A 23,733-nucleotide genomic window follows, 5' to 3' on the forward strand; every position below is an offset into this window, starting at 1 on the left:
AAATCTGGACGATCCCGACCGCTTACGCGGTCGGACCGCCGAAGATGTCGATTCGGTCGCCCTCGGCAAGGGTCACGATCGCGCGCTTGGTCGCCGCACGCTGGCCGAAGCCGGTACGGGTCCGCTTGCGCTTGCCCACACGGTTGATCGTGTTGACCCCGGTGACCTTGACCTCGAAGACCGCCTGGACGGCCTGCTTGATCTGGGTCTTGTTCGCGCTCGGGTCGACGAGGAACGTGTACTTGTTCTCGTCGATCAGCGCGTAGCTCTTCTCCGACACGACCGGCTTCAGCAGGACGTCACGGGGGTCCGTGTACGCCTTGCTCACCGGGGTGACGACGGTGTTCTTGCCTTCGGCCTCGTGACGGCGCGCCTTGGCGACGCGACGGGCCTTGGCCGCCTTGGCGGCCTTCGAGGCGATCGAGGGGTGACGGGCAGCCATCAGACCTCGCTCCCTTCGTTGTCGTTGGCCTTGTTCGGGCCGGCGACGAAGGACTCGAAAGCGGCCTTGGTGAAGACCACGTCGTCCGAGACGAGAACGTCGTACGTGTTCAGCTGGCCCGGCTCCAGGATGTGGACCTGGGGCAGGTTGCGGGCGGACAGCCACGCGGCCTCGTCGGCGCGGTCGACGACCAGGAGCAGGTTCTTGCGCTCCGAGATCTTGCCGAACAGCGTCCTGGCGGCCTTCGTGGAGGGCGTCTCACCCTCGATCACGCCGGTGACGACGTGGATGCGGTTGTGGCGGGCCCGGTCGGTGAGGGCGTGGCGCAGGGCCGCGGCCTTCATCTTCTTGGGGGTCCGCTGCGAGTAGTCACGCGGCTGCGGGCCGTGGACGACGCCACCACCGGCGAACTGCGGGGCGCGGGTCGAGCCCTGACGGGCGCGGCCGGTGCCCTTCTGGCGGTACGGCTTGCGGCCACCGCCACGGACTTCACCGCGGGACTTGGTCTTGTGGGTGCCCTGGCGGGCAGCGGCCAGCTGCGCGACGACGACCTGGTGGATCAGCGGGATGCTGACCTTCTCGACGTCGAAGATCTCCGCGGGGAGCTCGACGGTACCGGCCTTGTCGCCCGCCGGCGAAAGGATGTCAACAGTGCTCATCGGTTACCTCAGGCCCCCTTGGCCGCGGTGCGGACCAGGACGAGGCCGCCGTTCGGACCGGGAACCGCGCCCTTGATGAGCAGCAGACCCTTCTCCGCGTCAACGGCGTGGACGGTCAGGTTCTGGGTGGTGACCCGCTCGTTGCCCATGCGGCCCGCCATGCGGAGGCCCTTGAACACACGGCCCGGAGTGGCGCAGCCACCGATGGAGCCGGGCGAGCGGTGCTTGCGCTGGGTACCGTGTCCGGCGCCGAGGCCACGGAAGTTGTGGCGCTTCATGACACCGGCGAAGCCCTTGCCCTTGCTCTTGCCGGTCACGTCGACCTTCACGCCGGCCTCGAACACCTCGGCGGTGACTTCCTGGCCCAGCGTGTACTCGGAGGCGTCCGCCGTGCGGATCTCGACGAGGTGACGACGGGGGGTGACGTCGGCCTTGGCGAAGTGACCCTTGAGGGGCTTGTTCACCTTGCGCGGGTCGATCTCGCCGAAGGCGAGCTGGACCGACTCGTAGCCGTCGACGTCGTTCGTACGGACCTGGGTGACGACGTTGGGGCCGGCCTTGACGACGGTGACCGGGACGACACGGTTGTTCTCGTCCCACACCTGCGTCATGCCGAGCTTCTCGCCCAGGATGCCCTTGATCTGCTTAGCCATCTCTTCAGATCACCGGCCTCAGAGCTTGATCTCGATGTCGACACCGGCCGGGAGGTCGAGTCGCATCAGAGAGTCAACGGTCTTGGGGGTCGGGTCGAGGATGTCGATCAGGCGCTTGTGCGTGCGCATCTCGAAGTGCTCGCGCGAGTCCTTGTACTTGTGCGGCGACTTGATGACGCAGTACACGTTCTTCTCAGTGGGCAGCGGCACCGGGCCCGCGACCGACGCACCAGTGCGGGTCACCGTCTCGACGATCTTCTTCGCCGAGGAGTCGATGACCTCGTGGTCGTAGGCCTTGAGCCGGATGCGGATCTTCTGTCCCGCCATGGCTACTTCGTAGTCCTGTCTCTCTTTACGCTCTGGACCCGGCAGGATCCCCTCCGCTCCGACCCACGCGGTCGGGCGTGTCGCAGTCCCGCTGACACAAATGTCCCTTGTCCGAACATCCCTGCGGGATTGACACGGCCCTACCAGAACCGCGGACCGGGGGCGAAAGGCCCACCGGGTGCCTGGCCGGCGCCGCACGACGCTTCCCGGAAGATTCCCGTACGTCCGCCCCTGCACCTTTCGGTGCAATGCGTGGGACGACGAGTACTGTGGGACTCGCTTCCGGTCCTCCCGGCGGGAGGCGCGCAGCATCAACGCTCGACCGAGCAACTCCGACAGTCTGCCATAGCGGGCAGGGGCCTGGCCAATCGGGCGAGAGAGATTACCCCGCGAATGGCCCCGGTCAAACAAGGTGACGGCGTCAGCCCTGTTTGGCGACCGTGAGCACCACCGCCGCGTCCTCGAGGGCCAGCAGGCTGTGGCGGGCCGGCGGGATGGCGACGAGGTCGCCGCTGCGGCCCTCCCATTCGGCGTCGCCGGCGGCCAGGCGGACACGGCCGCGCAGGACCAGCAGGGTCGCCTCGCCGGGGCTCTCGTGGTCGGCCAGGCTGGTGCCGGCGGTCAGCGCGAGGAGCGTCTGGCGCAGGGTGTGTTCGTGGCCGCCGTAGACGGTGGTGGCGCTGCGCCCGTTGGGCGCGGCGGCGGCGCGCTGAAGGTGTTCGCGGGCCAGGGCGTCGAGCGAGAACTTCTGCATGGCCTCAAGCCTTCCCGGCCGGGCGGCGCGGTCACCAGGGCCATGCGGGGCACATCGTGGCGTCCGCCACCTTCACCCGGGCAGCCGTACCGGCGCCCCGGCCCTCCGTGATACTGGCGCCGTGCCGTCGACACCGCTGCCGCTGCCCCCGGAGCCCATCACACCCGACCCGCCGGCGCCGATAGCGCGCCCGCTGCTCACCCAGTCCTGGCTGGACCTGACGTTCGTGCACTGGGCGGTGGACCCGGCCGACGTGGCCGGCCTGCTGCCGCCGGGCACCGTGCCCGACACGCTGGACGGGGTGACGTACGTCGGTCTCGTCGCCTTCCGCATGCACCGGGTGGGGTGGCTGCGGCTCCCGGGGGTGCCGTATCTCGGGAACTTCCCGGAGACCAACGTGCGCCTGTACTCCGTGGACGCGCACGGGCGGCGCGGGGTGGTCTTCCTCTCCCTGGACGCCTCCCGGCTGGTCCCGGTGGCGGTCGGGCGCCTGGGATTTCGGATGCCGTACGTCTGGTCGCGGATGCGCGTCGAGCACCTCGACGCCCGCACCGTCCGCTACACGAGTTCCCGGCGGTGGCCCGGGCCGCGCGGCGCGGGCGGCCGGCTCACCGTGCGCCGCGGCGAGCCGGTCGTGGAGCCGACCGAGCTGGAGCACTTCCTCACCGCGCGCTGGGGCATGCACGGCGTCTTCTTCGGCCGGTCGATGTACCTGCCCAACGCGCATCCGCGCTGGCCGCTGCACCGGGCGGAGCTGGTGGAGTGCGAGGAGAACCTGGTCACCGCGGCCGGTCTGCCCGAGCCGGCCGGTGCGCCGGTGAGCGTGCTGTACTCACCGGGCGTCCCCGCGCGCTTCGGGCGGCCGGCCCGACCGGCCGGCCTGCCCACTCCGTGACGGCGCGGACGCGGCGTGCCCGCGCCGGACGGCCGAGGAACCCCGCCCGCCCACACCGCTTCTCCCGCGTGCCCGCGCCGGACGGCGCGCCCTGCCCCGGCGTCGCCTCCGGACGCCGGGCGGACACATCCGTCTCAGATGACGCCCTGCGCCAGCATCGCGTCCGCCACCCGCTCGAAGCCCGCGATGTTCGCGCCGGCCACGTAGTCGCCGGGGGCGCCGTAGCGCTCGGCGGTCTCGGCGCAGGTGGAGTGGATGTCGGTCATGATGCGCGCCAGCTCCTGCTCGACCTGGTCGGCCTTCCACGAGGTGCGCGAGGCGTTCTGCGTCATCTCCAGCGCGCTGACCGCGACGCCGCCCGCGTTGGCGGCCTTGCCGGGGCCGAAGGCGACGCCGGCCTGCTGGAGCAGGTCGACGGCCTCGGGCGTGGTCGGCATGTTCGCGCCCTCGGAGACCGCCTTGACGCCGTTGCGGATCAGGGCGGCGGCGTCGTCAGCGTTCAGCTCGTTCTGCGTGGCCGACGGCAGGGCGACGTCCGCGGGGACCTCCCACACCCGCCCGCCGGGCACGAACCGCGCGGAGGCGCCCCGGCGCTCGGCGTACGTGCTGACGCGGCCGCGTTCGACCTCCTTGATCTGGCGCAGCAGCTCCAGGTCGATGCCCTTCTCGTCGACGACGTAGCCGCCGGAGTCGGAGCAGGTCACGGGGTTGGCGCCGAGGGCGGCCAGCTTCTGGATGGTGTAGATCGCCACGTTGCCGGAGCCGGAGACGACCGCGGTCTGCCCCTCCAGGTCCTCGCCGCGGGCGCGCAGCATGGCCTCGGCGAACAGCACGTTGCCGTACCCGGTCGCCTCGGGGCGGATCAGCGAGCCGCCCCAGCCGGCGTTCTTGCCGGTCAGCACGCCGCCCTCCCAGCGGTTGGTGATCCGCCGGTACTGGCCGAACAGGTAGCCGATCTCGCGGGCGCCGACCCCGATGTCCCCGGCGGGGATGTCGGTGTACTCGCCGATGTGCCGGTACAGCTCGGTCATGAAGGACTGGCAGAAGCGCATGACCTCGGCGTCGCTGCGGCCCTGCGGGTCGAAGTCGCTGCCGCCCTTGCCGCCGCCGATGCCGAGCCCGGTGAGCGCGTTCTTGAAGATCTGCTCGAAGCCCAGGAACTTGATGATCCCGAGGTTCACCGAGGGGTGGAACCGCAGCCCGCCCTTGTACGGGCCGAGGGCGCTGTTGTATTCGATCCGGAAGCCCCGGTTGACGTGGACCCGGCCCTGGTCGTCCTGCCAGGGCACCCGGAACATGATCTGCCGCTCGGGTTCGACCAGCCGCGCGACGAGCCCCGGCTCGGCGTACTCGGGGCGCGCCGCGAGCACCGGGGCGAGGGTGTCCAGCACCTCGCGTGCGGCCTGGTGGAACTCGGGTTCCGCCGGGTTACGGCGTTCTATCTCGGCACGCAGCAGGTCGAGGGAGGTCTGGGCGTCGGGTCGTGAGGTCACGGGAACCCTTTCTGGCGCGGCGGACACCGGTACGGGACCGGTGAAGGGCGCTCGGCGCCGTTGCCGCGCGCAGGACAGGGGCCGACCGGAAGGTGGTTGCCCCGGGCGGCCAGCTTTCCAGTGTTACCTCTGTGTAAACCGGTACGGCAAGACGCACACGCGATCGTCCGCCATCTGAGACCTCACGCCCGGGACCCGGGACGGGCGCCGGCGGCCGCGCACGGCGGCGTGCGGACGGCCGCGGCAGGGCGGCTTCAGGCCGTCCGGCGCTTGGCGCGGGCGGTGAGGCGCTCCCAGTTGCGGTGGCCGATGTCGGCCTTCTGCTCGTCGGTGAACGGCGCGTTCTCCAGGAAGGAGCGGGCGGCGCCGCCGCTGGTGTCGACGTAGGGGAAGCCACCGGGGCGGGTGCCGTAGGTGAAAGGGTAGTCGGTGGAGTACAGCATCCGGCCGGTGCCCATCACCTCGGCGGTCCAGCGCAGGTAGCGGGGGCTGTTGGTGCCGCTGCCGGCGACCCAGAAGTTGCGCGTGAAGTATTCGGCCAGGGGTCGGCTCAGGCCGCCCGCCTCGGCGAAGAAGCCGGTGTGGTCCAGGTAGAACAGCACGATTTCGCCCCAGTGGCCGGCGATCACCTGGAGGTCGGGGAACCGGTCGAAGACCCCGGAGAAGATCATGCGCAGGTACTGGACGCCGAGGTCGTAGTACCAGCCGAGTCCGGCTCCGGCCAGGATGGGGCCCATGGGCCCGGGGAGGCCGGAGTAGTAGGCGTCGACGACGGGCCGCACCGGTGTCTGCGGGTGGAAGTGCAGGGGTACGGCCAGCCGCTCGGCCGTCGCGTACAGCTCGTCGTGGTCGGGGTGGTCGGCCAGTCTGTCTCCGGTGCGGCCGTAGAGCATGGCCCCCGGGAAGCCCAGCTCGCACACGGCACGCTCCAGTTCGGCCGCGGCCGCAGCGGGCGACTGGGTGGGGATCGCGGCGAACGCCTGGAAGCGGTCGGGCCGGGCGGCGACGATCGCGGCGAGCTGGTCGTTGGCCTCGCGCGCCACGGCCACGGCGTCGGCCTCCGGCAGGTCCTGCACGCCCGGGGTCGACAGGGACAGCACGGCGACGTCGATCCCCTGGTCGTCCATGTGCGCCAGCCGCCGCTCACCGACGTCGCGCAGGCTCGTCGCGACCGGGCTGTCCCCGAAGCCCCGCGAGAAGATCTGCGGCGATCCGGCCCGCCGGTACGCCTCCAGGACGGCGGGCACGACGACGGTCTCTTCCACCCCGATGATCCGCAGACGGTCGGACATGCTGTTCCCCTCACCGTGTTACCAATGGAATCAGAAGCACGATACCATTGATAACTAACATCGGTACCGGTGATGCGGTAACGGCGATAACAGCGGGCGAGGTGACCAGGCACGGTTATCGTGAGTCCCGGGGTACACACGAGTAACTCGGGGACGGAACAAAGGGGTTCAGGGTGGAGCAGGGGCAGTCCCGCATAGCGGCCGCCGGGCGGATCGACACCAGCAAGCCGCATCCGGCGCGGACGTACGACTGGTTCCTCGGCGGCAAGGACAACTACCCGGTGGACGAGGAACTGGGGCGCAATCTCGTGGCGTTCGCGCCGGGCATCCCCGTCATGGCGAGGATGAACCGGGCGTTCATGCACCGTGCCACCCGGTGGCTGGCGGGGCAGGGCGTGCGCCAGTTCCTCGACGTCGGCACCGGCATACCGACGGAGCCGAACCTGCACCAGGTGGCGCAGGAGATCGCCGCCGACGCGCGGGTGGTGTACTGCGACAACGACCCGATCGTCCTCGTGCACGCCGAGGCACTGCTGCGGGGCACTCCGGAGGGTGCCGTCGACTACGTACAGGCGGACGCGCGGGACACCGACGTGATCGTCGAGCAGGCCCGCAAGACGCTGGACCTGGAGCGGCCGGTCGCGCTGTCCCTGATCGCGCTGCTGCACTTCATCGGCGACGAGGACGGGGCGTACGAGCTGGTGGACCGGCTCAAGGAGGCGCTGGCGTCCGGGAGTTACCTGGTCATGTCCCATCTGACCCCCGACTTCCACCCGGCGGAGGCCTCCCGGAAGGTGATCGACCTCTACCGGGCGGGCGGGCTCACCATGGACATGCGCAGCCGGGAGCGGTTCACCCGCTTCTTCGAGGGGCTGGAGATCGTCGAACCCGGCATCGTGGCGGCCGAGGAGTGGCACCCGGAGCTGGGCGAGCCCGTTCCCGGGCAGGAGGGCGTCCACAGCGGGGCGTACGTGGCGGTGGCCCGCAAGGTGTGAGAGCCGCGTGTGGAGGTCCCCCGGACCGGGAGCCGACCACCGGTCCGGGGGCGTCAGCGGGAGCGGGGCACGGCTCGAGCATCCGCTGGTAGTAGTCGGCCTGCTGCCGCTCCTGCGCCTTGGTGGGCACACCGCTCTCCGGCAACTCCATGCGGATGTCCAGCTCTTGGAGCTGAATCACGCCCGCTACAAAGAGGAGCTGGACAAGGGCTTGCACACACCCGAGGCCAAGCAGCGCAGGGATGCCGCCCGTAGGGCCAGGGTGCAGGCGTGGGCCCAAGCCCGACGCGTTGTTCTGAGTCACACGCCAACGCGCCCGCCCCGGTGATAACCGGGGCGGGCGGGCCATTGAAGTGTCAGCATTCCGAGACGTACGCCAAGAAGTCCGCCCACGCAACAGTAGTGAGTGCCAGCCGAGGACCCTCCGCGTTCTTGGAGTCGCGGACGTGGATGGCGCTGGGCGCTATCGCGATCTCGACGCAGGAGTTGCCATCGGGTCCGTCGCTGTAACTGCTCTTGTACCAAGCCAGTTCAGAAACGTCCCCAGTAGAAGCCTTGCGGATCATGTCTCTCCCAGCACTTGCTCGATAAAGGCCAGCGACTCACGAGGGGTGAGAGCCTGCGCCCGGATCGCCCCATACCGCAGCTCAAGGATCCGTAGCTGCTTAGGATGGAAGGTCGGTCGACCGCCGAACGCGCCATCGGAACGACCTGCTGCCGTACCGTCGGCGAACTTCAGCACCTCGATCCTGCCGTCCAGTCCAGGGTGAGCACCTGCACTGATAGGCATCACCTGCAACGTGACATTACGCAACCGCCCCACCTCCAGCAGGTGTTCGAGCTGCTGTCGCCACACCATTGTGCCCCCAACGCACCGACGTAGCGTCGCCTCTTCCAGGACGAAGCTCAGAGCTGGAGCAGGGCATCGTTCGAAGATCGACTTTCGAGCCATGCGAGCAGCAACCAAGCTTTCCGCCTCCTCCTCCGAATACGGCGGCTGCCATGCGTCGAACAAGGCTCGCGCATGCTCCGGCGTCTGCAACAACCCATGGATGCTGAGCCCGACGTACACCCCCAGCTCGACCGCCTTGGCCTCCAGCTCCGCCAGCGCCCGCACGCTCTTCGGATACCGGACCCTCTTCACGTCCTCCCAAGCCGCCGAGAGCAGTCCACCTGCCCCCAACACCTCGTCGGCCCTGTCCAGATACTCCCGCTGGGGGATCCGCTTCCCGCCCTCGACCTTGTAGACGAGGTCCTCCCCGTACCCGATCGCCGCCCCGAACTGGCCGGCCCGCATCCCCGCCGCCTCGCGCCGCAGCTTCAACTGCCGCCCCACCGTGGTGATGACCGCGACGCCCCACTCGTCGTCCGGATCCACCTCCCACCCCGGCTCGTCCGCCTCCCCCTTGAGCCGTACCGCTTCACCGTCCACCGACATGCCACACCCTCCGTCGTCCCGCGCCGTACCGCGGCGCCCTACGCGTACCAACCACCCCGACAGCCCGGACAGCACCGGACAACCAGCGGACAGTCACCACACGCAGGGAGATCCACCACCACTCACGCTAGATCGCGACAAGCCCACCAGTGAGACACCCGGAGCGACCGACTCCCCCGGCGCCAGCGAACCGCCCCTGACGTCGAGTCGGGCCGCGGTCTGCTCCTCGTGGACGCGCTCGCGGACCGCTGGGGCGTGTCCGAGGACCGTTTCCCACGCAAGACCGTCTGGGCCGAACTGCGCCTCGCGGCACCGGAACCCGGGATCTGAAGCTCCGGTGCCGTCGGCGCCTTACCCAGCAAGAACCGGGGGAGAAAGAACCCCACCAAGCCCCACCCCTCCCGCCCGAGGCACGCCATCACTCGGGCGGGTGAACATCACCGGCTCAGCTGGATTTTCGGACCCCCGACGCCTCTACGCTCGGCGCACACAACCGAAAAACACTTCGGCCCCCGCCGGGATTGCCGTCCCAGTGCGAGGGCCTGACCACCAAGGAAGCAGAACCCTTCCCGATGGATACCCAAAACCCTAGCGCGCCCCCGCGCGCCCAGTCAGCCGCCGACGCCAATCCGACCCGATCGCGTCACCACACCGGCGGCGTCATCCACGACAACACCCGCCACACCACCCGCTTCGTGGTGATCGGCAACCACCTCACCCAGCACAAGGAACTCTCGCTCCTCGCCGTCGGCCTCGGCTGCCACATCCAGTCGCTCCCCACCGGCACCCCCGCCGACATCAAGAGCCTCGCCGCCCGCTTCAAGGAAGGCACCACCCGCATCGCCGCCGCCCTGCGCGAACTCGAAACCCACGGCTACCTCCGCCGCGAACGCGTCCGCACCCCCACCGGCCGCATCATCACCCGCACCATCTCCTGCAACCAGCCCGGCCACCGACGCGAGCCGGCCGACACCGGCTGCCCCGCCCCGCAGCCCCGGCCGCCGAGAGAACGCACACCCCAGCCCCGCCCCCGCAAGGCCCTCCCCGCCGTCCCCCAGCCCACCCGCGCCGCCGCCACCGCACTCCACCAGCAGGCCACCGACCTCCTCACCGGCCTGCGCCGCCACGACCCCCGCCTCCTGCTCTCCGCCACCGACACCGAACACCTCGCCCCCGCAGTCATCGCCTGGCTCGAACGCGACATCGCCCCCACCGCCGTACGCCACGCCCTCACCACCGACCTCCCCGACCAGCCCCTGCGCCGCCCCGCCGCCCTCCTCGCCCACCGCCTCACCGCACACCTCCCACCACAACCCCCCTACCGCGCACCGACCCCGGCCCCGCCCGTGGTCCACCCCCTGCGCAACTGCGACGGCTGCGACCACGCCTTCCGCGCCCCCGCATCCCAATCGCTCTGCCGCGACTGCCGTACAACGAACCCCCACCCGCTCTAGCTCGACCGCAACGGTTCCGCACCTCCCTCAGGACTCATGTGCTGCCTTCCTTCACCGCTTCCGGTTATCCCCAAGGGGTGTGGGACGACTGGTGGCAGCGCTGTCGGCTACCCGGCCAGGCGGACCGCTCCCCCTCCGCAGGCAGTGCCGTCCCGGCACGTGGATACCTGGAGGTGCGCCTGTGACGACCGGCGACAGCTGGCGCGAGCGCAGGCGCGCTCTGCTCGGAGACGATCCCAACGCCGCAGCGCACGCGCGACGGCTGTTGGAGGAGATGGGTACGGAGGACCGGGACGACGACGAGGTGGAGGCCGATCACCGGGCGAGCCGACTGGCCGCCGCACGGGCATACGAGCCGAACGCCCGCCTCGACGAGGAACTCCGCCTCCGGCTCACAGGACCGGACGCAGAGGGTGGAGCGCTGCGCTTCCAGTGGGGTGACGCTCTTCTCGATCCTGTGGAGAAGGCTGTCTCAGCTGCCGCCGGGACCCCGGTCCAACTGGAGCTCACCGGCATCTCGGCGGGCAGCACCGTGATCCACGCCCGCCCCGTCGCCGCAGCGTACGGGCCGGTCGAGCCGGTCCTGGAGGCTCCCACCACCTCCGCCACCAGCACCGGCATGCACATGCGTAGCCGGGAGCGGTTCGCCCGCTTTCTTCGAGGGGCTGGAGATCGTCGGGCCCGGCATCGTGGCGGCCGAGGAGTGGCGCCCGGAGCTGGGCGAGCCCGTTCCCGGGCAGGAAGGCGTCCACAGCGGGGCGTACGTGGCGGTGGCCCGCAAGGCGTGAGAGCCGCGGGCGGGCCCCCCGGCCCGCCCGCGCGTGGAGGTCCCCCGGACCGGGAGCCGACCACCGGTCCGGGGGCGTTCGCGGGAGCGGGCGGTCTCAGCCCTTCCCGTGCCGGTGGTGCTTCCCGGGCCCGTGGTGCTTGCCGTGCCCGTGGCAGTCGTCCTCCCGGGCCGCCTCGTTCAGCGTGTCCCGCAGGGCGTAGAAGGCGGGCTTGCGCTTGAAGTCGCCGGTCATGACGGTGGCGGAGCCCTCGCCCTCGAAGAACACCGGCACCCAGGAGTACTTGTCGGTGAAGCCCCAGATGGTGAACGAGTTGCAGCCGTCGACGTCCAGGCAGGCCTCGAGCATCCGCTGGTAGTAGTCGGCCTGCTGCCGCTCCTGCTCCTTGGTGGGCACACCGCTCTCCGGCAGGTCCATGCGGACGTCCAGCTCGGTGATGGCGGTCTCCAGGCCGAGCGCGTCGAACCGGCGCAGGTTGTCCGCCAGGTCGCCCGGGAAGCCGTAACGGGTGCTCAGGTGCCCCTGCACGGAGAAGCCGTCCACGGGCACGCCCTGGGCGAGCAGGTCCTGGACGAGGGCGTAGTAGGCGTCGCTCTTGGCGTTGACGCTCTCGACGTTGTAGTCGTTGAAGAACAGCTTCGCCTTCGGGTCGGCCTCGTGGGCCCAGCGGAAGGCGTCGGCGACGATGCCCGGGCCGAGTTCGCGGATCCAGATGTTGTCCTGGGTCCGCAGGTTGCCCTGGTCGTCGAAGATCTCGTTGGCGACGTCCCACTGCTGGATCTTGCCGGCGTAGCGGCCGACGACCGTGGTGATGTGCTCGCGCAGGATGGTGCGCAGCTCCTCCTTGGAGAAGTCGCCCTCCTCCAGCCACGCCGGGTTCTGGCTGTGCCACAGCAGGGTGTGGCCGCGCACGACCTGCTTGTTGCGCTTGGCGAACTCGACGATGGCGTCGGCCTGTCCGAAGTCGTAGCGGTCCCGCTCGGGGTGGATGAACTCCCACTTCATCTGGTTCTCGGGGGAGACCGAGCTGAACTGGCGCCCCAGGATCTTCCGGTACTCCCGGTCGTACGTGAAGGGGTCGGGGTAGTCCTGCTCCAGGTGGTGGCCGCCGCCGGCCACGGCGGTGCCCACCACGAAGCCCTCGGGGGCGGCGGCGCGCAGCCGGTCGAACTTGGCGTGGGAGTGCGGCGGGGGCTTCGGGCCCTCCGAGGGGCGGGCGGTGGCGGTGCCCGCGGTCAGCGGCAGGGTCAGGGCGGCGGTGGCGACGGCCACGGTGGCGAAACGAATGGATCTCATGCGGGGAGTCTCATTCCCATCGTCGTTCTCGAATGTTTCGAAATCGACTCCGAAACATTAGGGATGGGGCGGACGTTATGGCGCGCCCGAGCGGCGCGTCAATACCCTTGCGCGCGACCGTTACCGCCGGTCGCGGAACGGAGCGACGAGTTCCTCGGCGACCCACCGCGCGACGCCGTCCGGGTACGGCGCGCCCAGCCCCAGGACGATGTGTCCGAAACCCGCGGCGACCGCCTCGCCGATCGCCTCCCGCGTGGTGCCCGGACGGTCGTAATCGACGGACAGATGGACCGAGCGGACGATCGAGGCCGGGTCGCGGCCGATCTCCGCGCAGTAGCGGTCCAGCAGGGCGCTGCGGCGGACCGCGTCGTCGATGTCGCCGCCGGGGATGTTCCACAGGTCCGCGTGCTCGGCGACCACGCGCAGCGTCGCCGCGGAGCGGCCGCCGACGAGGATCGGCGGGTGGGGCCGCTGCACGGGCTTCGGGCTGCCGAACGCCCCGGTCAGCCGGTGGTGCGTGCCGTGGAAGTCGAAGGGTTCCTTCTCGGTCCACAGCCGCCGGATCACCGTGCAGGCCTCGGCGAGGCTCTCCACCGCCTGCGCCGGGGGCTGGAAGGGCAGACCGTGCGCCGGGTACTCGCGCCACGCCTGGGGCGGGTGCGGGCGGGAGCCGACGCCGATGCCGAAGTCGAGCCGTCCGCCGGAGACGATGTCGACGGTCGTCGCGATCTTGGCGAGCAGCGCCGGCGGCCGGAACCGGTTGCTGGTCACCATCACGCCCAGGCGCAGCCGACGGGTCTGCGCCGCGAGGGCCGCGAGCAGCGTCCACCCCTCGTACGTCGGGCCCTGCGGGTCGCCGAAGATGGGCATGAGGTGGTCGAACAGCCAGGCGTGCTCGATCTCCGGGACGGTGTCCGCCTCGCGCCAGACGCGTAGGACGTCGTCGTAGGCGACCTGCGTGGGGGCGGTCATGATGCCGAACCGCGGTGCGGGTGCGCTGGACATGGGCCGGTACCTCCTGAGGTCAGCGCCGGCGCAGGGACGCGTCGAGCAGCGCGGGCGGTGCGTCGAACTTCTCGTGCGCGGCCAGGTCGACGCCGGGGGCGACGATCTTGTCGATCGCGTCCAGGACGTCGGCGGAGAGCACGGTGTCCGCGGCGGCGAGCTGCGAACGCAGGTGGTCCATGGTGCGCGGGCCGATCAGCGCGCTGGTCACGCCCGGGTGCGCGGTCACGAAGCCGAGCGCCAGCTGGATCATCGTCAGGCCGGCCTCGTCGGCGACCGTGGCCAGCGCCTCGACGGCTTCGAACCGGTCCTGGTTGGCGCGGAGCGAGGGGTCGAACCGCTCCGGCATGACCGTCGAGCGGTGGGTGGTGACGTCACGGCCCCTGCGCACCGCGCCCGACAGCCAGCCCGAGGCCAGCGGGCTCCACACCAGCACGCCGAGCCCGTACTCCTGCGTCACGGGCAGGACGTGCGCCTCGATGCCGCGCTGCAGGACCGAGTAGCTGGGCTGCTCGGTGACGTAGCGGCTCAGCCGCAGCTCACGGGCGGTCCACTGGGCCTGCACGATGCGGTGCGCGGGGAAGGTGGAGGAGCCGAAGTAGCGGATCTTGCCGGCGCGCTGAAGGTCCGTCAGGGCCGAGAGGGTCTCCTCGTCGCTGGTGGCCGGGTCCCAGCGGTGCATCTGGTAGAGGTCGACGTGGTCGACGCCGAGCCGGCGCAGGCTGTCGTCCAGCGCGGTGAACAGCCAGCGGCGGGAGCCGCCCTGACGGTTGCGTCCACCCATCGGCATGGTGGCCTTCGTGGCCAGCACGATGTCGTCGCGGCGGCCGGCGATGGCCTTGCCGACCATCTCCTCCGACTGGCCCTCGCTGTACCAGTCCGCGGTGTCGATGAGGTTGACGCCGGCCTCCAGGGCCGCGTCGACGAGGGCCGTGGCCTCCTCCTGGGTGGTGTTGCCGATGGCGCCGAAGTTCATCGCGCCGAGCGCGAGGGAGCTGACCTGCACGCCGGTCCGGCCGAGGGTGCGGTACTGCATGACGTGTCTCCTCGTCGTGGAAGGGGAAGGGGAGAGGCAGGAACCGGAACATCGTTCCGGTACGCCACGACGATACGGAACACTGTTCCGCTTCGCAAGCCCGGGGTGCGCGGGCCTGCGTGAGACCATGCGGAGTGCGCACAAGAGGTGGAGGAACGACGCGGTGAACCAGAGCGACGAGGGCAACGGGCCCGCCGTCCCGTCCCGGCGGAAGGACGCCCGGCGCAACAAGGAGACGCTGCTCGAGGCGGCCGCCGAGGCGTTCGTCGCGTCGGGCGTGGACGCGCCGGTGCGGGACATCGCCTCCCGGGCCGGGGTCGGTCTTGGCACCCTCTACCGCCACTTCCCGACCCGGGCGGACCTGATCATCGCCGTCTACCGGCACCAGGTGGAGGCCTGCGCGGAGGCCGGTCCGGCCCTCCTGGCCGACGCCGCGACCCCGCACGCCGCCCTGCGGCAGTGGATCGACCTGTTCGTCGACTTCCTGGTCACCAAGCACGGCCTCGCCGCCGTCCTGCGCTCCGACCAGTCCGGCTTCGAGGCGCTGCACACCTACTTCCTCGACCGCCTCGTGCCCGTCTGCGCCGAACTCCTCGACTCCGCGATCACCGCCGGCGAGATCCGCGCCGACGTCGACGCCCTCACCCTCATGCGGGGCGTCGGCAACCTGTGCATCGGCGCGGAGACCGACCCCGACTACGACGCCCGCCGCCTGGCCGGCATCCTCGTCGACGGCCTGCGCGTCCCACGCTGACGACCGCCTCGCCACGCCGCAAGCTCCCCTCATGGAGCCGGAGTTGCGGCATCTGAAGACGATCCGGGCGATCGCGGACGCGGGCAGCCTCACCCAGGCGGCGACCGACCCGGGGCTCGCGCAGCCCGCGCTGAGCGCCCAGCTCAAGCGCATCGAACGTGCCCTGGGCGGCGCGCTGTTCGAGCGCGGCCGGCACGGCGTGCGGGCCACCGCGCCGGGCGAACCGGTGCTGGAACGCAGCCGGATCATGCTGCCCGCGGTGACCGAGTGGCGGCAGGGGGCCGCCCGGTCCGCCCGCTCCTCCCGCGCGACGGCGTCCTTCCGTCCGGGCGGCACCCACGGCCCCCTGCTCAGCGCCGTGGTGGACCGTCCGGCGGACGTGACGCCCGACGCCCCGGTGACCACCTGCGCCTCCCGGTCGGAGCCGGAACGTCCAGGTCACCGGCTCCGTCCAGGCCCCGGTCGGCGCCTCGGTCCGCCGCTCCGGCTCCACCACCGGCCGGCACTGCGGCACCATCGAGGTGCTGAACACCAGCGTGACCTACCCCGAGGGCACCATCAGCGGCGTGACCCGGACGACGGTGTGCGCCGAGCCGGGTGACTCAGGCGGCTCGGCTTCTCCGGCAGCCAGGCGCAGGGCGTCACCTCGGGCGGCTCGGGCGACCGCCGCAGCGGCGGCACGGCCTTCTTCCAGCCGATCAACCCGCTGCTCCAGAACTACGGCCTCACCCCGAAGACGACCGGCGACGACGAGGAGCCGCCCGGGGAGGAGGAGCCCGCCGGCACGTGGTCCGCGGGCACCGTCCACCAGCCGGGCGACACGAACACCTGCGGCGGCGCCGCCTACCGCTGCCTCCGGGGCCACCAGGCCCAGACCGGCCAGGAGCCCCGAAGGTCCCGGCACTGTGGCAGCGCGCGTGAACCCTGACCGACCGCCTCACCAGGGGGCAGGCGCATCAATCCACCGCTGACCGGTGCGCGTGCCCCCGCACATGACGGTGAACCAACTCCCTCAGCCGCTCGACGTCTCCGTCAGGCCCCACCCCGCGCTTGGGCAGCACGCACATGCCGGCCACCGTGTCGTCGACCCACAGCACGAACAGGTTCCCGGTCTCCTGGCAGCGCGTGAAGGCGGCCCACCGGAGGGTCCCGGAGGAGACGGCCGTGCGGCTGTGGACGCCGATGTCGTCCAGCCGCACGGCGTACCGCCCGTGGACTCCGCGCCCACCGGTCCAGCGCGGCCACGCGGCGACGCAGCCGCCACTCGTCGAAGAGGGACCCCAACAGCACCCCGAACGGCACCGGCACAAGGAACGCGAGCCCTCGCATCGGCCACGGCAGGGCGACGGCGCCGGCCAGGAGCAGGGTCGCCCCGAGCAGGACGGGGACACGCCGGGCCATACGGGAACCCGTCCGGCCCGACCGCGCGCACAGCGCCTCGGCCAGTTCGGTCCGGTTCACCCGGAACTCCAGCTCCACCGCCTGAACCGGGACGTCCCGTTCAGCATCGGCGGCCATCAGCGACGGCTCCCGTCTCGACGCACTACACCGGACCCGTCGACGGTGATCCGCCGCTTCTCCCGGGCCCTGTGCTTTCGCCCGGCTGCACCCCTGGCGCTACCAGGGAGGCGCGGTCCGGTTCCTCGCCGAACTGGCACGTCAGGCTCGCCGGTGCCTGACCCTGCCACTCGCTGGTGTTCTCCACCACTTGTCGCACAGCTGCCCCCGATCAGTCGAAGTCGAGCGTCGGCACATCACGCGGAAAGTCCGGCGGTAGTCCGTCAGGAGAAACCGTCCCGCTCAACAACCCCGCCAGGTACTCCGTAATGGTCCCCTGATACGGGCACCAGTCATCATTTGTCATGATTGTGCCCGCTGACCAGAATCGTCCAGGAATCAGGATGTCCACCGGTCGTACGCCAGTGGAACGTATCGCCCTCCGCCGAATCCCCCCAGGGAAGCAGCCCACCCGGCTCGGGATGGGGCGCATGTCCATGCGACATGCCCGAATCACGCAGGTCCGCCAGCTCTTCAAGTGTTTCGCGAACGCCGGCCGTGAAGAAACGCTCGCCGCCCGGCTCCGGAAGGTGCACCGAAAGGAAATCGTCCAGGGAAAACCGCGGAGAGGCCGCCGGAGACTTCGACGGGGACGGCGTGGACGACCTGGTGGTCGGTATGCGCAGCGAGGCGATCGGCTCGGTGAAGGGCGCGGGCGCCTCGATGATCCTCTTCGGCAACCCGACCGGCGGCATCACGACCAAGGGTGCGCTGTGGATCGACCAGGACACGGACGGCGTACCGGGCACGGTCGCCGAGGCCGACCACTTCGGCTGGACCGTCGGTGCCCTGGACACCGACGGCAACGGCCGTGTGGAACCGCTGGTCGGCGCCCCGGGCAACGCGGCGGGCAGCGTCACGATCCTCAAGGTCAGGCTCGGCGCCATGGAGTCGGCCAAGGCTCTCGCCGAGGCCGACCTGGGCTTCCCGGCAGGCAGCAACGGCGATGCCTTCGGCATCGCCCTGCCGCACTGACCCGGGTCAGGCCGGCTCGCCCTCGAAGACCTCGGCCGCCGATGTCGCCGTGAGAGCCTTGCTGAACCACAGACCCAGCACGTCGGGATCACCACAACCGACGATGCGCTCCCGGTCTTCCTCGGTGAGCTCGACACCTCGATGACTCAGCAGGCACAGAAGGCCCTGTGCCCGGCCCTGAGCCCGGCCTTCGGCTCTAAGCCGCTGGGCCGTCTGTGACTGGAACAGGGAAAGGTCCATCAGTCCTGGGCCCTGGCCTGTCCATCGGCCGCGAAGACCTCCGCCATCGACTCGGCCGTCAGAGCCCTTCTGAACCAGAGGCCCAGCACATCGGGATCACCACAACCGACAATGCGCTCCCGGTCCCGATCCGAAACCTCGACACCCCGATGCCCCAACAGAAGGAGAAGGTCCTCCGCCCGGCCCTCCGCCCGGCCCTCCGCCCGGCCCTCCGCCTGGCCTTTCGACTGCCCCTCCGCGCGGAGCTGCTGGGCGGTCTGGGACTGGAAGAACGAGAGGTCGACGGCCATGAGGTGCCTCCAGAGGTCCGCGGCCGGCGTCTTGCCGAGGCCTTGTTCCGTGAGTTCGATGAAGACTGCGGTGTTCTCGTCGTCGGCCGACAGGCCTTTGAGTGCCTTTGCCAGTGCGGCCAGTATCGCATCGGCCTCCGGATCCCGGCTGTGCAACGCCGCCGACAGAACCGTGAGCGGGATGTCGCGGGCGGCCTCGACGGGGCTGTCGATCACCGGGACGTCGTCGGGTCCCAGGACCAGGGGGCACAGGCTGAGCGAGGGCCACTGCGGTGGGCCGATGTCGAACTGCCGTGCTGCCCACGCGGCCGTACCCCGGTCGGGGCAGACGACGAGGAGAACCGGCGGGATGCCGTACTTGGCGTACACGTACGAGAGGTAATACGCCCAGCTCGCGGGCTTGCGCGGTTCCGGCTTGCTCTGTGACTCGACCGCGAGGAGGTAACTGCCGTCCTCGGTGTCCATTTTCAGCAGGGTGTCCACCCTGCGCTCCAGCGGCCGGGTCTCCGTGAGGTCGGTGGAGAGCACGGCGGAGGAAAGGGGTGGGGGGAACGCGGCGCCGAGAGGTCTGGCGACGCGGGCGAAGAGGTCCGGGACCTCCTGGAAGATCCGATGCAGGGCCTCATGGGATGAGCTGACCATGAGGCGAACGTAAGGGTGGCTTGGCATACGCCAGGCGCATATTCGGTGTTCTTCGCGCGATCGAGTGAAGGCCTCAACGTCGCATTGACGACGCACGGCACTGAACAGGCGAGAGGGCCCGCACGACCGACGTCGTGCGGGCCCTCTCCGGTGCTCGCGGGAGGAGCTACCAGGTCAAGTCAGCAAGCTCACTTGTTGATCTTGGTGACCTGGCCGGCGCCCACGGTCCGGCCACCCTCACGGATGGCGAACTTCAGGCCCTCCTCCATGGCGACGGGCTGGATGAGCTCCACCTTCATCTCGGTGTTGTCACCCGGCATGACCATCTCGGTGCCCTCGGGGAGGGTCACGACGCCGGTCACGTCCGTCGTACGGAAGTAGAACTGCGGGCGGTAGTTGTTGAAGAACGGGGTGTGGCGGCCACCCTCGTCCTTCGACAGGATGTAGGCCTGGGCCTCGAACTCGGTGTGCGGGGTGACCGAGCCCGGCTTGATGATGACCTGGCCGCGCTCGACGTCCTCGCGCTTGATGCCGCGGAGCAGCAGACCGACGTTCTCACCGGCCTGGCCCTCGTCGAGCAGCTTGCGGAACATCTCGATGCCGGTGACCGTGGTGGAGGTCTTCTCCGGCTTGATGCCGATGATGTCGACGGTCTCGTTGACCTTGAGGACACCACGCTCGATGCGGCCGGTGACGACCGTACCGCGACCGGTGATGGTGAAGACGTCCTCGATCGGCATCAGGAACGGCTTGTCGACGTCACGCTCGGGCTCCGGGATGGCCTCGTCCACGGCCTTCATCAGCTCGAGGACCGAGTTGCCCCACTCCTTGTCGCCCTCGAGGGCCTTCAGAGCGGAGACCTTGATGACCGGGACGTCGTCACCCGGGAACTCGTACTCGGAGAGGAGCTCACGGACCTCGAGCTCGACGAGCTCCAGGATCTCCTCGTCGTCCACCATGTCGGCCTTGTTCAGGGCGACGACGATGTACGGAACGCCGACCTGGCGAGCCAGGAGCACGTGCTCCTTGGTCTGCGGCATCGGGCCGTCCGTGGCGGCGACCACCAGGATCGCGCCGTCCATCTGGGCGGCACCGGTGATCATGTTCTTGATGTAGTCCGCGTGACCGGGGCAGTCGACGTGGGCGTAGTGACGCGCTTCGGTCTGGTACTCGACGTGCGCGATGGAGATGGTGATACCGCGCTGGCGCTCTTCGGGAGCCTTGTCGATCTGGTCGAAGGCCGAGGCCTCGTTCAGGTCCGGGTACGCGTCGTGCAGCACCTTGGTAATGGCGGCCGTGAGGGTCGTCTTACCGTGGTCGATGTGACCGATGGTGCCGATGTTGACGTGCGGCTTAGTCCGCTCGAACTTCGCCTTCGCCACTGGGGTCCTCCTGTGGAGTGGTTCTGTACGCCTTACTTCATCGGCGCCAGGTGATCTTTGCTGGGAAACCCGGGCCCGGGGCATTCCGCCGGGTTGGCGACGGAATGTCCGCTTGCAGGCTCCGGGGTCAAGCCTAAAGCGTGAGAACGGAGTCCGTTAAACGGAGTCCCTCACTCGCCCTTGGCCTTCGCGATGATCTCCTCGGCGACGTTCCGCGGAACCTCGGCGTAGGAGTCGAACTGCATGGAGTAGCTGGCCCGGCCGGACGTCTTGCTGCGCAGGTCGCCGACGTAGCCGAACATCTCCGAGAGGGGCACGAGACCCTTCACGACGCGGGCACCCGCCCGCTCCTCCATGGCCTGGATGTGGCCACGGCGGGAGTTGATGTCACCGATGACCTCACCCATGTAGTCCTCGGGCGTGGTGACCTCGACGGCCATCATCGGCTCCAGGAGCACGGGCGAAGCCTTGCGCGCGGCCTCCTTGAAGGCCTGCGAACCGGCGATCTTGAACGCGAGCTCGGAGGAGTCGACCTCGTGGTAGCCGCCGTCGATGAGCGTGACGCGGACGCCCGTCATCTCGTAGCCGGCCAGGATGCCGAACTGCATGGCCTCCTGGGCACCGGCGTCCACCGAAGGGATGTACTCCTTCGGGATACGGCCACCGGTCACCTTGTTCACGAACTCGTACGAGGCGTCGCCGCCCTCGATCGGCTCGATCGCGATCTGCACCTTGGCGAACTGACCGGTACCACCGGTCTGCTTCTTGTGGGTGTAGTCCACGCGCTCGACGGTCTTGCGGATCGTCTCGCGGTAGGCGACCTGCGGCTTGCCGACGTTGGCCTCGACCTTGAACTCACGGCGCATGCGGTCGACCAGCACCTCGAGGTGCAGCTCGCCCATACCGCCGATGATGGTCTGGCCGGTCTCCTCGTCCGAGTGGACCTGGAAGGAGGGGTCCTCCTCGGCCAGGCGCTGGATCGCGACGCCGAGCTTCTCCTGGTCGCCCTTCGACTTGGGCTCGATGGCGACCTGGATGACCGGCGCCGGGAAGTCCATGGACTCCAGGATCACCGGCTGCTTGTCGTCGGACAGCGTCTCACCGGTGGTGGTCTGCTTCAGACCCATGACGGCGACGATGTCACCGGCGCCCACCGACTCGATCTCCTCACGCTTGTTGGCGTGCATGCGGTAGATCTTGCCGATGCGCTCCTTCTTGCCCTTCACGGAGTTCAGCACCTGGGTGCCGGACGTGAGGCGGCCGGAGTACACGCGGACGAAGGTGAGCTTGCCGAGGTGCGGGTCGCTCATGATCTTGAACGCCAGCGCGGCGAGGGGCTCCTCCTCCGACGGCTTGCGCGCGACGACCTGCTCCGCGTCCTTCGGGTCGTGGCCCTCGATGGCCTCGACGTCGAGCGGGGAGGGCAGGTAGCGCACGACCGCGTCGAGCAGGGGCTGCACGCCCTTGTTCTTGAACGCGGTGCCGCAGAAGACGGGGGTGACGGTGGTCGCGTCGCTCTTGCCGGAGGCGATGGTGATACGGCGGATCGCCGCGTACAGCTGCTCCACGGTGGGCTCGGTGCCCTCCAGGTACAGCTCCATCAGCTCTTCGTCGTTCTCGGCGACGGCCTCGAGCAGCTTGCCGCGGTACTCCTCGGCGGCCTCGGTGTGCGTGGCCGGGATGTCGACGACGTCGTACATCTCGCCCTTGGCCGCCTCGGCGGACCACACGAAGGCCTTCATCGTCACCAGGTCGACGACGCCCTTGAAGTCGGCCTCGGCACCGATCGGCAGCTGCATGACCAGCGGCTGCGCACCGAGGCGGTCGCTGATCATGTCGACGCAGCGGTGGAACTCGGCACCGGTGCGGTCGAGCTTGTTGACGAAGCAGATACGCGGAACGCCGTAGCGGTCCGCCTGACGCCACACCGTCTCGGACTGGGGCTCGACGCCGGCGACGCCGTCGAACACCGTCACGGCACCGTCGAGAACGCGCAGGGAACGCTCCACCTCGACGGTGAAGTCGACGTGGCCCGGCGTGTCGATGATGTTGATGGTGTGGTCGACGTCTTCCAGCGGCCAGTGGCAGGTGGTGGCAGCAGAGGTGATCGTGATGCCACGCTCCTGCTCCTGCTCCATCCAGTCCATGGTGGCAGCGCCGTCGTGGACCTCACCGATCTTGTACGAAACGCCGGTGTAGAACAGGATCCGCTCGGTGGTGGTCGTCTTGCCCGCGTCGATGTGGGCCATGATCCCGATGTTGCGGACCTTGGCCAGGTCAAGCGAAGTGGTAGCCATAAGGCTTCAGTCTTCTCTCGGTCTCGATGTGGACTGCGACTACCAGCGGTAGTGCGCGAAGGCCTTGTTGGACTCGGCCATCTTGTGCGTGTCCTCGCGCTTCTTCACAGCGGCACCGAGGCCGTTGCTGGCGTCGAGGAGCTCGTTGAGCAGACGCTCGGTCATGGTCTTCTCGCGACGGGCGCGGGAGTAGCCGACCAGCCAGCGCAGCGCCAGGGTGTTGGCACGGCCGGGCTTGACCTCGACCGGGACCTGGTAGGTGGCGCCACCGACACGGCGGGACTTGACCTCGAGGGTCGGCTTGATGTTCTCGAGAGCGCGCTTCAGCGTGATGACCGGGTCGTTGCCGGTCTTCTCGCGCAGGCCCTCCATGGCGCCGTAGACGATGCGCTCGGCGGTGGAGCGCTTGCCGTTCAGCAGCACCTTGTTGATGAGGGAGGTCACCAGAGGAGAACCGTAGACCGGGTCGATGATGACCGGGCGCTTCGGGGCGGGGCCCTTACGAGGCATTCTTACTTCTCCTTCTTGGCGCCGTAACGGCTGCGAGCCTGCTTGCGGTTCTTGACACCCTGGGTGTCGAGCGAGCCACGGATGATCTTGTAGCGAACACCCGGCAGGTCCTTCACACGGCCGCCGCGCACGAGCACGATGGAGTGCTCCTGCAGGTTGTGTCCCTCACCCGGAATGTAGGCGGTGACCTCGATCCCGCTGGTCAGACGCACACGCGCGACCTTACGCAGGGCCGAGTTCGGCTTCTTCGGGGTGGTCGTGAACACACGCGTGCAGACGCCGCGACGCTGAGGGGAACCCTCGAGTGCGGGCGTCTTGTTCTTCTCGACCTTGTCCTGCCGGCCCTTGCGGACCAGCTGCTGGATCGTAGGCACTACTTCTCCGGTTTCTGTGTGCCGATGGGTACAGCTAACCTGGAACAACGCCGACCCACGCGGTCGGGTGTGTCGAATCCGGCGGACTCCCACCGCAAGGCAGAAGGGGGCGCTGAATTGCGGTGGCCGTTTCACAGCCTCCGGTGCGGTGTGATGGCACGCACGAAGGCCAGGGCACACCCCAG

Annotated in this window: 24 protein-coding genes and 4 pseudogenes; 9 read left to right on the forward strand and 19 right to left on the reverse strand. The window is 69.6% G+C overall.

What is annotated here, in order from left to right; genetic code table 11:
- Positions 1-22 precede the first annotated feature (22 nt).
- From rplW to AC5L3C_RS14830, 5 genes are all read right to left on the reverse strand, one after another.
- Entirely contained in the window at positions 23-442 is a 420-nt protein-coding gene (gene rplW / locus AC5L3C_RS14810; protein ID WP_493649392.1) for a 50S ribosomal protein L23, read from the reverse strand.
- On the reverse strand, positions 442-1,101 hold the full coding sequence (gene rplD / locus AC5L3C_RS14815; RefSeq protein ID WP_493649393.1) for a 50S ribosomal protein L4: 660 nt from the start codon (positions 1,099-1,101) through the stop codon (positions 442-444). Before rplD ends, rplW begins: the two co-directional genes overlap by 1 nt.
- 8 nt (positions 1,102-1,109) lie before the next feature.
- On the reverse strand, positions 1,110-1,754 hold the full coding sequence (gene rplC / locus AC5L3C_RS14820; protein ID WP_003998832.1) for a 50S ribosomal protein L3: 645 nt from the start codon (positions 1,752-1,754) through the stop codon (positions 1,110-1,112).
- Between the two features lie 18 nt (positions 1,755-1,772).
- Positions 1,773-2,081 carry a 30S ribosomal protein S10 gene (gene rpsJ, locus AC5L3C_RS14825; RefSeq protein ID WP_003948644.1) on the reverse strand — a complete coding sequence of 103 codons (309 nt, stop codon included), beginning with the start codon at positions 2,079-2,081 and terminating at the stop codon, positions 1,773-1,775.
- Between the two features lie 421 nt (positions 2,082-2,502).
- The gene (locus tag AC5L3C_RS14830; protein ID WP_493649394.1) at positions 2,503-2,835 is read right to left on the reverse strand and encodes a cupin domain-containing protein; all 333 of its coding nucleotides are present in this window, start codon (positions 2,833-2,835) and stop codon (positions 2,503-2,505) included.
- A 121-nt stretch (positions 2,836-2,956) separates the two neighbouring features.
- Here AC5L3C_RS14830 and AC5L3C_RS14835 point away from each other — a divergent pair, with 121 nt between their 5' ends.
- Positions 2,957-3,730: a YqjF family protein gene (locus AC5L3C_RS14835; RefSeq protein WP_493649395.1), complete on the forward strand. Its 774-nt coding sequence runs from the start codon at positions 2,957-2,959 to the stop codon at positions 3,728-3,730.
- Positions 3,731-3,864: 134 nt separating this feature from the next.
- Here the strand turns inward: AC5L3C_RS14835 and gdhA are convergent, their stop codons facing one another.
- On the reverse strand, positions 3,865-5,223 hold the full coding sequence (gdhA, locus tag AC5L3C_RS14840; RefSeq protein ID WP_493649396.1) for an NADP-specific glutamate dehydrogenase: 1,359 nt from the start codon (positions 5,221-5,223) through the stop codon (positions 3,865-3,867).
- 254 nt (positions 5,224-5,477) lie between these two features.
- Positions 5,478-6,515 carry an amidohydrolase family protein gene (locus tag AC5L3C_RS14845; protein WP_493649397.1) on the reverse strand — a complete coding sequence of 346 codons (1,038 nt, stop codon included), beginning with the start codon at positions 6,513-6,515 and terminating at the stop codon, positions 5,478-5,480.
- A gap of 173 nt (positions 6,516-6,688) precedes the next feature.
- On the opposite strand from AC5L3C_RS14845, the gene AC5L3C_RS14850 reads away from it, so the two are divergent.
- On the forward strand, positions 6,689-7,510 hold the full coding sequence (locus AC5L3C_RS14850) for an SAM-dependent methyltransferase (RefSeq protein WP_493649398.1): 822 nt from the start codon (positions 6,689-6,691) through the stop codon (positions 7,508-7,510).
- Positions 7,511-7,866: 356 nt separating this feature from the next.
- Here AC5L3C_RS14850 and AC5L3C_RS14855 read toward each other — a convergent pair whose 3' ends face one another.
- Complete coding sequence (locus AC5L3C_RS14855) at positions 7,867-8,076, reverse strand: DUF397 domain-containing protein (protein ID WP_125504735.1); 210 nt, start codon at positions 8,074-8,076, stop codon at positions 7,867-7,869.
- The gene (locus AC5L3C_RS14860; RefSeq protein ID WP_493649399.1) at positions 8,073-8,948 is read right to left on the reverse strand and encodes a helix-turn-helix domain-containing protein; all 876 of its coding nucleotides are present in this window, start codon (positions 8,946-8,948) and stop codon (positions 8,073-8,075) included. Before AC5L3C_RS14860 ends, AC5L3C_RS14855 begins: the two co-directional genes overlap by 4 nt.
- Positions 8,949-9,101: 153 nt before the next feature.
- Between AC5L3C_RS14860 and AC5L3C_RS14865 the strand changes: the two are divergent.
- From AC5L3C_RS14865 to AC5L3C_RS14875, 3 genes and pseudogenes are all read left to right on the forward strand, one after another.
- A pseudogene (locus tag AC5L3C_RS14865) lies at positions 9,102-9,278 on the forward strand (ATP-binding protein); the annotation flags it as partial.
- Positions 9,279-9,520: 242 nt separating this feature from the next.
- Positions 9,521-10,402, forward strand: coding sequence for a helix-turn-helix domain-containing protein (locus tag AC5L3C_RS14870; RefSeq protein WP_493649400.1), 882 nt, complete (start codon positions 9,521-9,523; stop codon positions 10,400-10,402).
- A 628-nt stretch (positions 10,403-11,030) separates the two neighbouring features.
- Positions 11,031-11,190: pseudogene (locus tag AC5L3C_RS14875) on the forward strand (SAM-dependent methyltransferase); the annotation flags it as partial.
- A gap of 96 nt (positions 11,191-11,286) precedes the next feature.
- Here AC5L3C_RS14875 and AC5L3C_RS14880 read toward each other — a convergent pair.
- From AC5L3C_RS14880 to AC5L3C_RS14890, 3 genes are all read right to left on the reverse strand, one after another.
- Positions 11,287-12,486: an endo-1,4-beta-xylanase gene (locus AC5L3C_RS14880; protein ID WP_493649401.1), complete on the reverse strand. Its 1,200-nt coding sequence runs from the start codon at positions 12,484-12,486 to the stop codon at positions 11,287-11,289.
- Positions 12,487-12,606: 120 nt separating this feature from the next.
- Positions 12,607-13,491, reverse strand: a complete 885-nt coding sequence (locus AC5L3C_RS14885) for an LLM class flavin-dependent oxidoreductase (protein WP_493649402.1) — start codon at positions 13,489-13,491, stop codon at positions 12,607-12,609.
- A 19-nt stretch (positions 13,492-13,510) separates the two neighbouring features.
- Positions 13,511-14,527 (reverse strand): aldo/keto reductase, encoded by a 1,017-nt coding sequence (locus tag AC5L3C_RS14890; RefSeq protein ID WP_493649403.1) that lies wholly within the window; start codon positions 14,525-14,527, stop codon positions 13,511-13,513.
- Between the two features lie 163 nt (positions 14,528-14,690).
- On the opposite strand from AC5L3C_RS14890, the gene AC5L3C_RS14895 reads away from it, so the two are divergent.
- The 3 genes and pseudogenes from AC5L3C_RS14895 to AC5L3C_RS14905 all read left to right on the forward strand — a co-directional run.
- Positions 14,691-15,281 (forward strand): TetR/AcrR family transcriptional regulator, encoded by a 591-nt coding sequence (locus AC5L3C_RS14895; RefSeq protein WP_493649404.1) that lies wholly within the window; start codon positions 14,691-14,693, stop codon positions 15,279-15,281.
- 31 nt (positions 15,282-15,312) lie between these two features.
- Positions 15,313-15,720: pseudogene (locus AC5L3C_RS14900) on the forward strand (LysR family transcriptional regulator); the annotation flags it as partial.
- Positions 15,710-16,202: pseudogene (locus tag AC5L3C_RS14905) on the forward strand (trypsin-like serine protease); the annotation flags it as partial. The pseudogenes AC5L3C_RS14900 and AC5L3C_RS14905, both read left to right, overlap by 11 nt.
- A gap of 35 nt (positions 16,203-16,237) precedes the next feature.
- On the opposite strand, the gene AC5L3C_RS14910 reads toward AC5L3C_RS14905, so the two are convergent.
- A complete protein-coding gene (locus AC5L3C_RS14910; RefSeq protein WP_493649405.1) occupies positions 16,238-16,480 on the reverse strand; it encodes a YcxB family protein in 243 nt (80 codons plus the stop codon).
- 802 nt (positions 16,481-17,282) lie between these two features.
- Between AC5L3C_RS14910 and AC5L3C_RS14915 the strand changes: the two genes are divergently transcribed.
- A complete protein-coding gene (locus AC5L3C_RS14915) occupies positions 17,283-17,813 on the forward strand; it encodes a hypothetical protein (RefSeq protein WP_493649406.1) in 531 nt (176 codons plus the stop codon).
- Positions 17,814-17,819: 6 nt separating this feature from the next.
- Here AC5L3C_RS14915 and AC5L3C_RS14920 read toward each other — a convergent pair whose 3' ends face one another.
- From AC5L3C_RS14920 to rpsL, 6 genes are all read right to left on the reverse strand, one after another.
- The gene (locus AC5L3C_RS14920) at positions 17,820-18,053 is read right to left on the reverse strand and encodes a hypothetical protein (protein ID WP_493649407.1); all 234 of its coding nucleotides are present in this window, start codon (positions 18,051-18,053) and stop codon (positions 17,820-17,822) included.
- The gene (locus AC5L3C_RS14925) at positions 18,053-18,985 is read right to left on the reverse strand and encodes an RpnC/YadD family protein (protein WP_493649408.1); all 933 of its coding nucleotides are present in this window, start codon (positions 18,983-18,985) and stop codon (positions 18,053-18,055) included. The genes AC5L3C_RS14920 and AC5L3C_RS14925 overlap by 1 nt, the downstream gene beginning before the upstream one ends.
- A gap of 188 nt (positions 18,986-19,173) precedes the next feature.
- On the reverse strand, positions 19,174-20,367 hold the full coding sequence (tuf, locus tag AC5L3C_RS14930) for an elongation factor Tu (protein ID WP_493649409.1): 1,194 nt from the start codon (positions 20,365-20,367) through the stop codon (positions 19,174-19,176).
- Positions 20,368-20,537: 170 nt separating this feature from the next.
- Positions 20,538-22,664 (reverse strand): elongation factor G, encoded by a 2,127-nt coding sequence (gene fusA, locus AC5L3C_RS14935; protein ID WP_493649410.1) that lies wholly within the window; start codon positions 22,662-22,664, stop codon positions 20,538-20,540.
- Between the two features lie 39 nt (positions 22,665-22,703).
- Positions 22,704-23,174 (reverse strand): 30S ribosomal protein S7, encoded by a 471-nt coding sequence (gene rpsG / locus AC5L3C_RS14940; RefSeq protein ID WP_003998848.1) that lies wholly within the window; start codon positions 23,172-23,174, stop codon positions 22,704-22,706.
- A 2-nt stretch (positions 23,175-23,176) separates the two neighbouring features.
- A complete protein-coding gene (gene rpsL, locus AC5L3C_RS14945) occupies positions 23,177-23,548 on the reverse strand; it encodes a 30S ribosomal protein S12 (protein ID WP_003948652.1) in 372 nt (123 codons plus the stop codon).
- Positions 23,549-23,733: the final 185 nt, after the last annotated feature.

The organism is Streptomyces speibonae (assembly GCF_984686075.1).

What these genes read in the sequence shown, in the direction of transcription:
- AC5L3C_RS14885 (WP_493649402.1), bottom strand. Translation starts at nt 13,491, where the DNA reads ATGTCCAGCGCACCCGCACCGCGGTTCGGCATCATGACCGCCCCCACG.
- AC5L3C_RS14860 (WP_493649399.1), bottom strand. Translation starts at nt 8,948, where the DNA reads ATGTCGGTGGACGGTGAAGCGGTACGGCTCAAGGGGGAGGCGGACGAG.
- rplC (WP_003998832.1), bottom strand. Translation starts at nt 1,754, where the DNA reads ATGGCTAAGCAGATCAAGGGCATCCTGGGCGAGAAGCTCGGCATGACG.
- fusA (WP_493649410.1), bottom strand. Translation starts at nt 22,664, where the DNA reads ATGGCTACCACTTCGCTTGACCTGGCCAAGGTCCGCAACATCGGGATC.
- AC5L3C_RS14845 (WP_493649397.1), bottom strand. Translation starts at nt 6,515, where the DNA reads ATGTCCGACCGTCTGCGGATCATCGGGGTGGAAGAGACCGTCGTCGTG.
- AC5L3C_RS14920 (WP_493649407.1), bottom strand. Translation starts at nt 18,053, where the DNA reads ATGGACCTTTCCCTGTTCCAGTCACAGACGGCCCAGCGGCTTAGAGCC.
- rpsJ (WP_003948644.1), bottom strand. Translation starts at nt 2,081, where the DNA reads ATGGCGGGACAGAAGATCCGCATCCGGCTCAAGGCCTACGACCACGAG.
- AC5L3C_RS14880 (WP_493649401.1), bottom strand. Translation starts at nt 12,486, where the DNA reads ATGAGATCCATTCGTTTCGCCACCGTGGCCGTCGCCACCGCCGCCCTG.
- rplD (WP_493649393.1), bottom strand. Translation starts at nt 1,101, where the DNA reads ATGAGCACTGTTGACATCCTTTCGCCGGCGGGCGACAAGGCCGGTACC.
- AC5L3C_RS14855 (WP_125504735.1), bottom strand. Translation starts at nt 8,076, where the DNA reads ATGATCCGCAAGGCTTCTACTGGGGACGTTTCTGAACTGGCTTGGTAC.
- rpsG (WP_003998848.1), bottom strand. Translation starts at nt 23,174, where the DNA reads ATGCCTCGTAAGGGCCCCGCCCCGAAGCGCCCGGTCATCATCGACCCG.
- AC5L3C_RS14915 (WP_493649406.1), top strand. Translation starts at nt 17,283, where the DNA reads ATGCCCGAATCACGCAGGTCCGCCAGCTCTTCAAGTGTTTCGCGAACG.
- AC5L3C_RS14890 (WP_493649403.1), bottom strand. Translation starts at nt 14,527, where the DNA reads ATGCAGTACCGCACCCTCGGCCGGACCGGCGTGCAGGTCAGCTCCCTC.
- AC5L3C_RS14870 (WP_493649400.1), top strand. Translation starts at nt 9,521, where the DNA reads ATGGATACCCAAAACCCTAGCGCGCCCCCGCGCGCCCAGTCAGCCGCC.
- rplW (WP_493649392.1), bottom strand. Translation starts at nt 442, where the DNA reads ATGGCTGCCCGTCACCCCTCGATCGCCTCGAAGGCCGCCAAGGCGGCC.
- AC5L3C_RS14830 (WP_493649394.1), bottom strand. Translation starts at nt 2,835, where the DNA reads ATGCAGAAGTTCTCGCTCGACGCCCTGGCCCGCGAACACCTTCAGCGC.
- AC5L3C_RS14925 (WP_493649408.1), bottom strand. Translation starts at nt 18,985, where the DNA reads ATGGTCAGCTCATCCCATGAGGCCCTGCATCGGATCTTCCAGGAGGTC.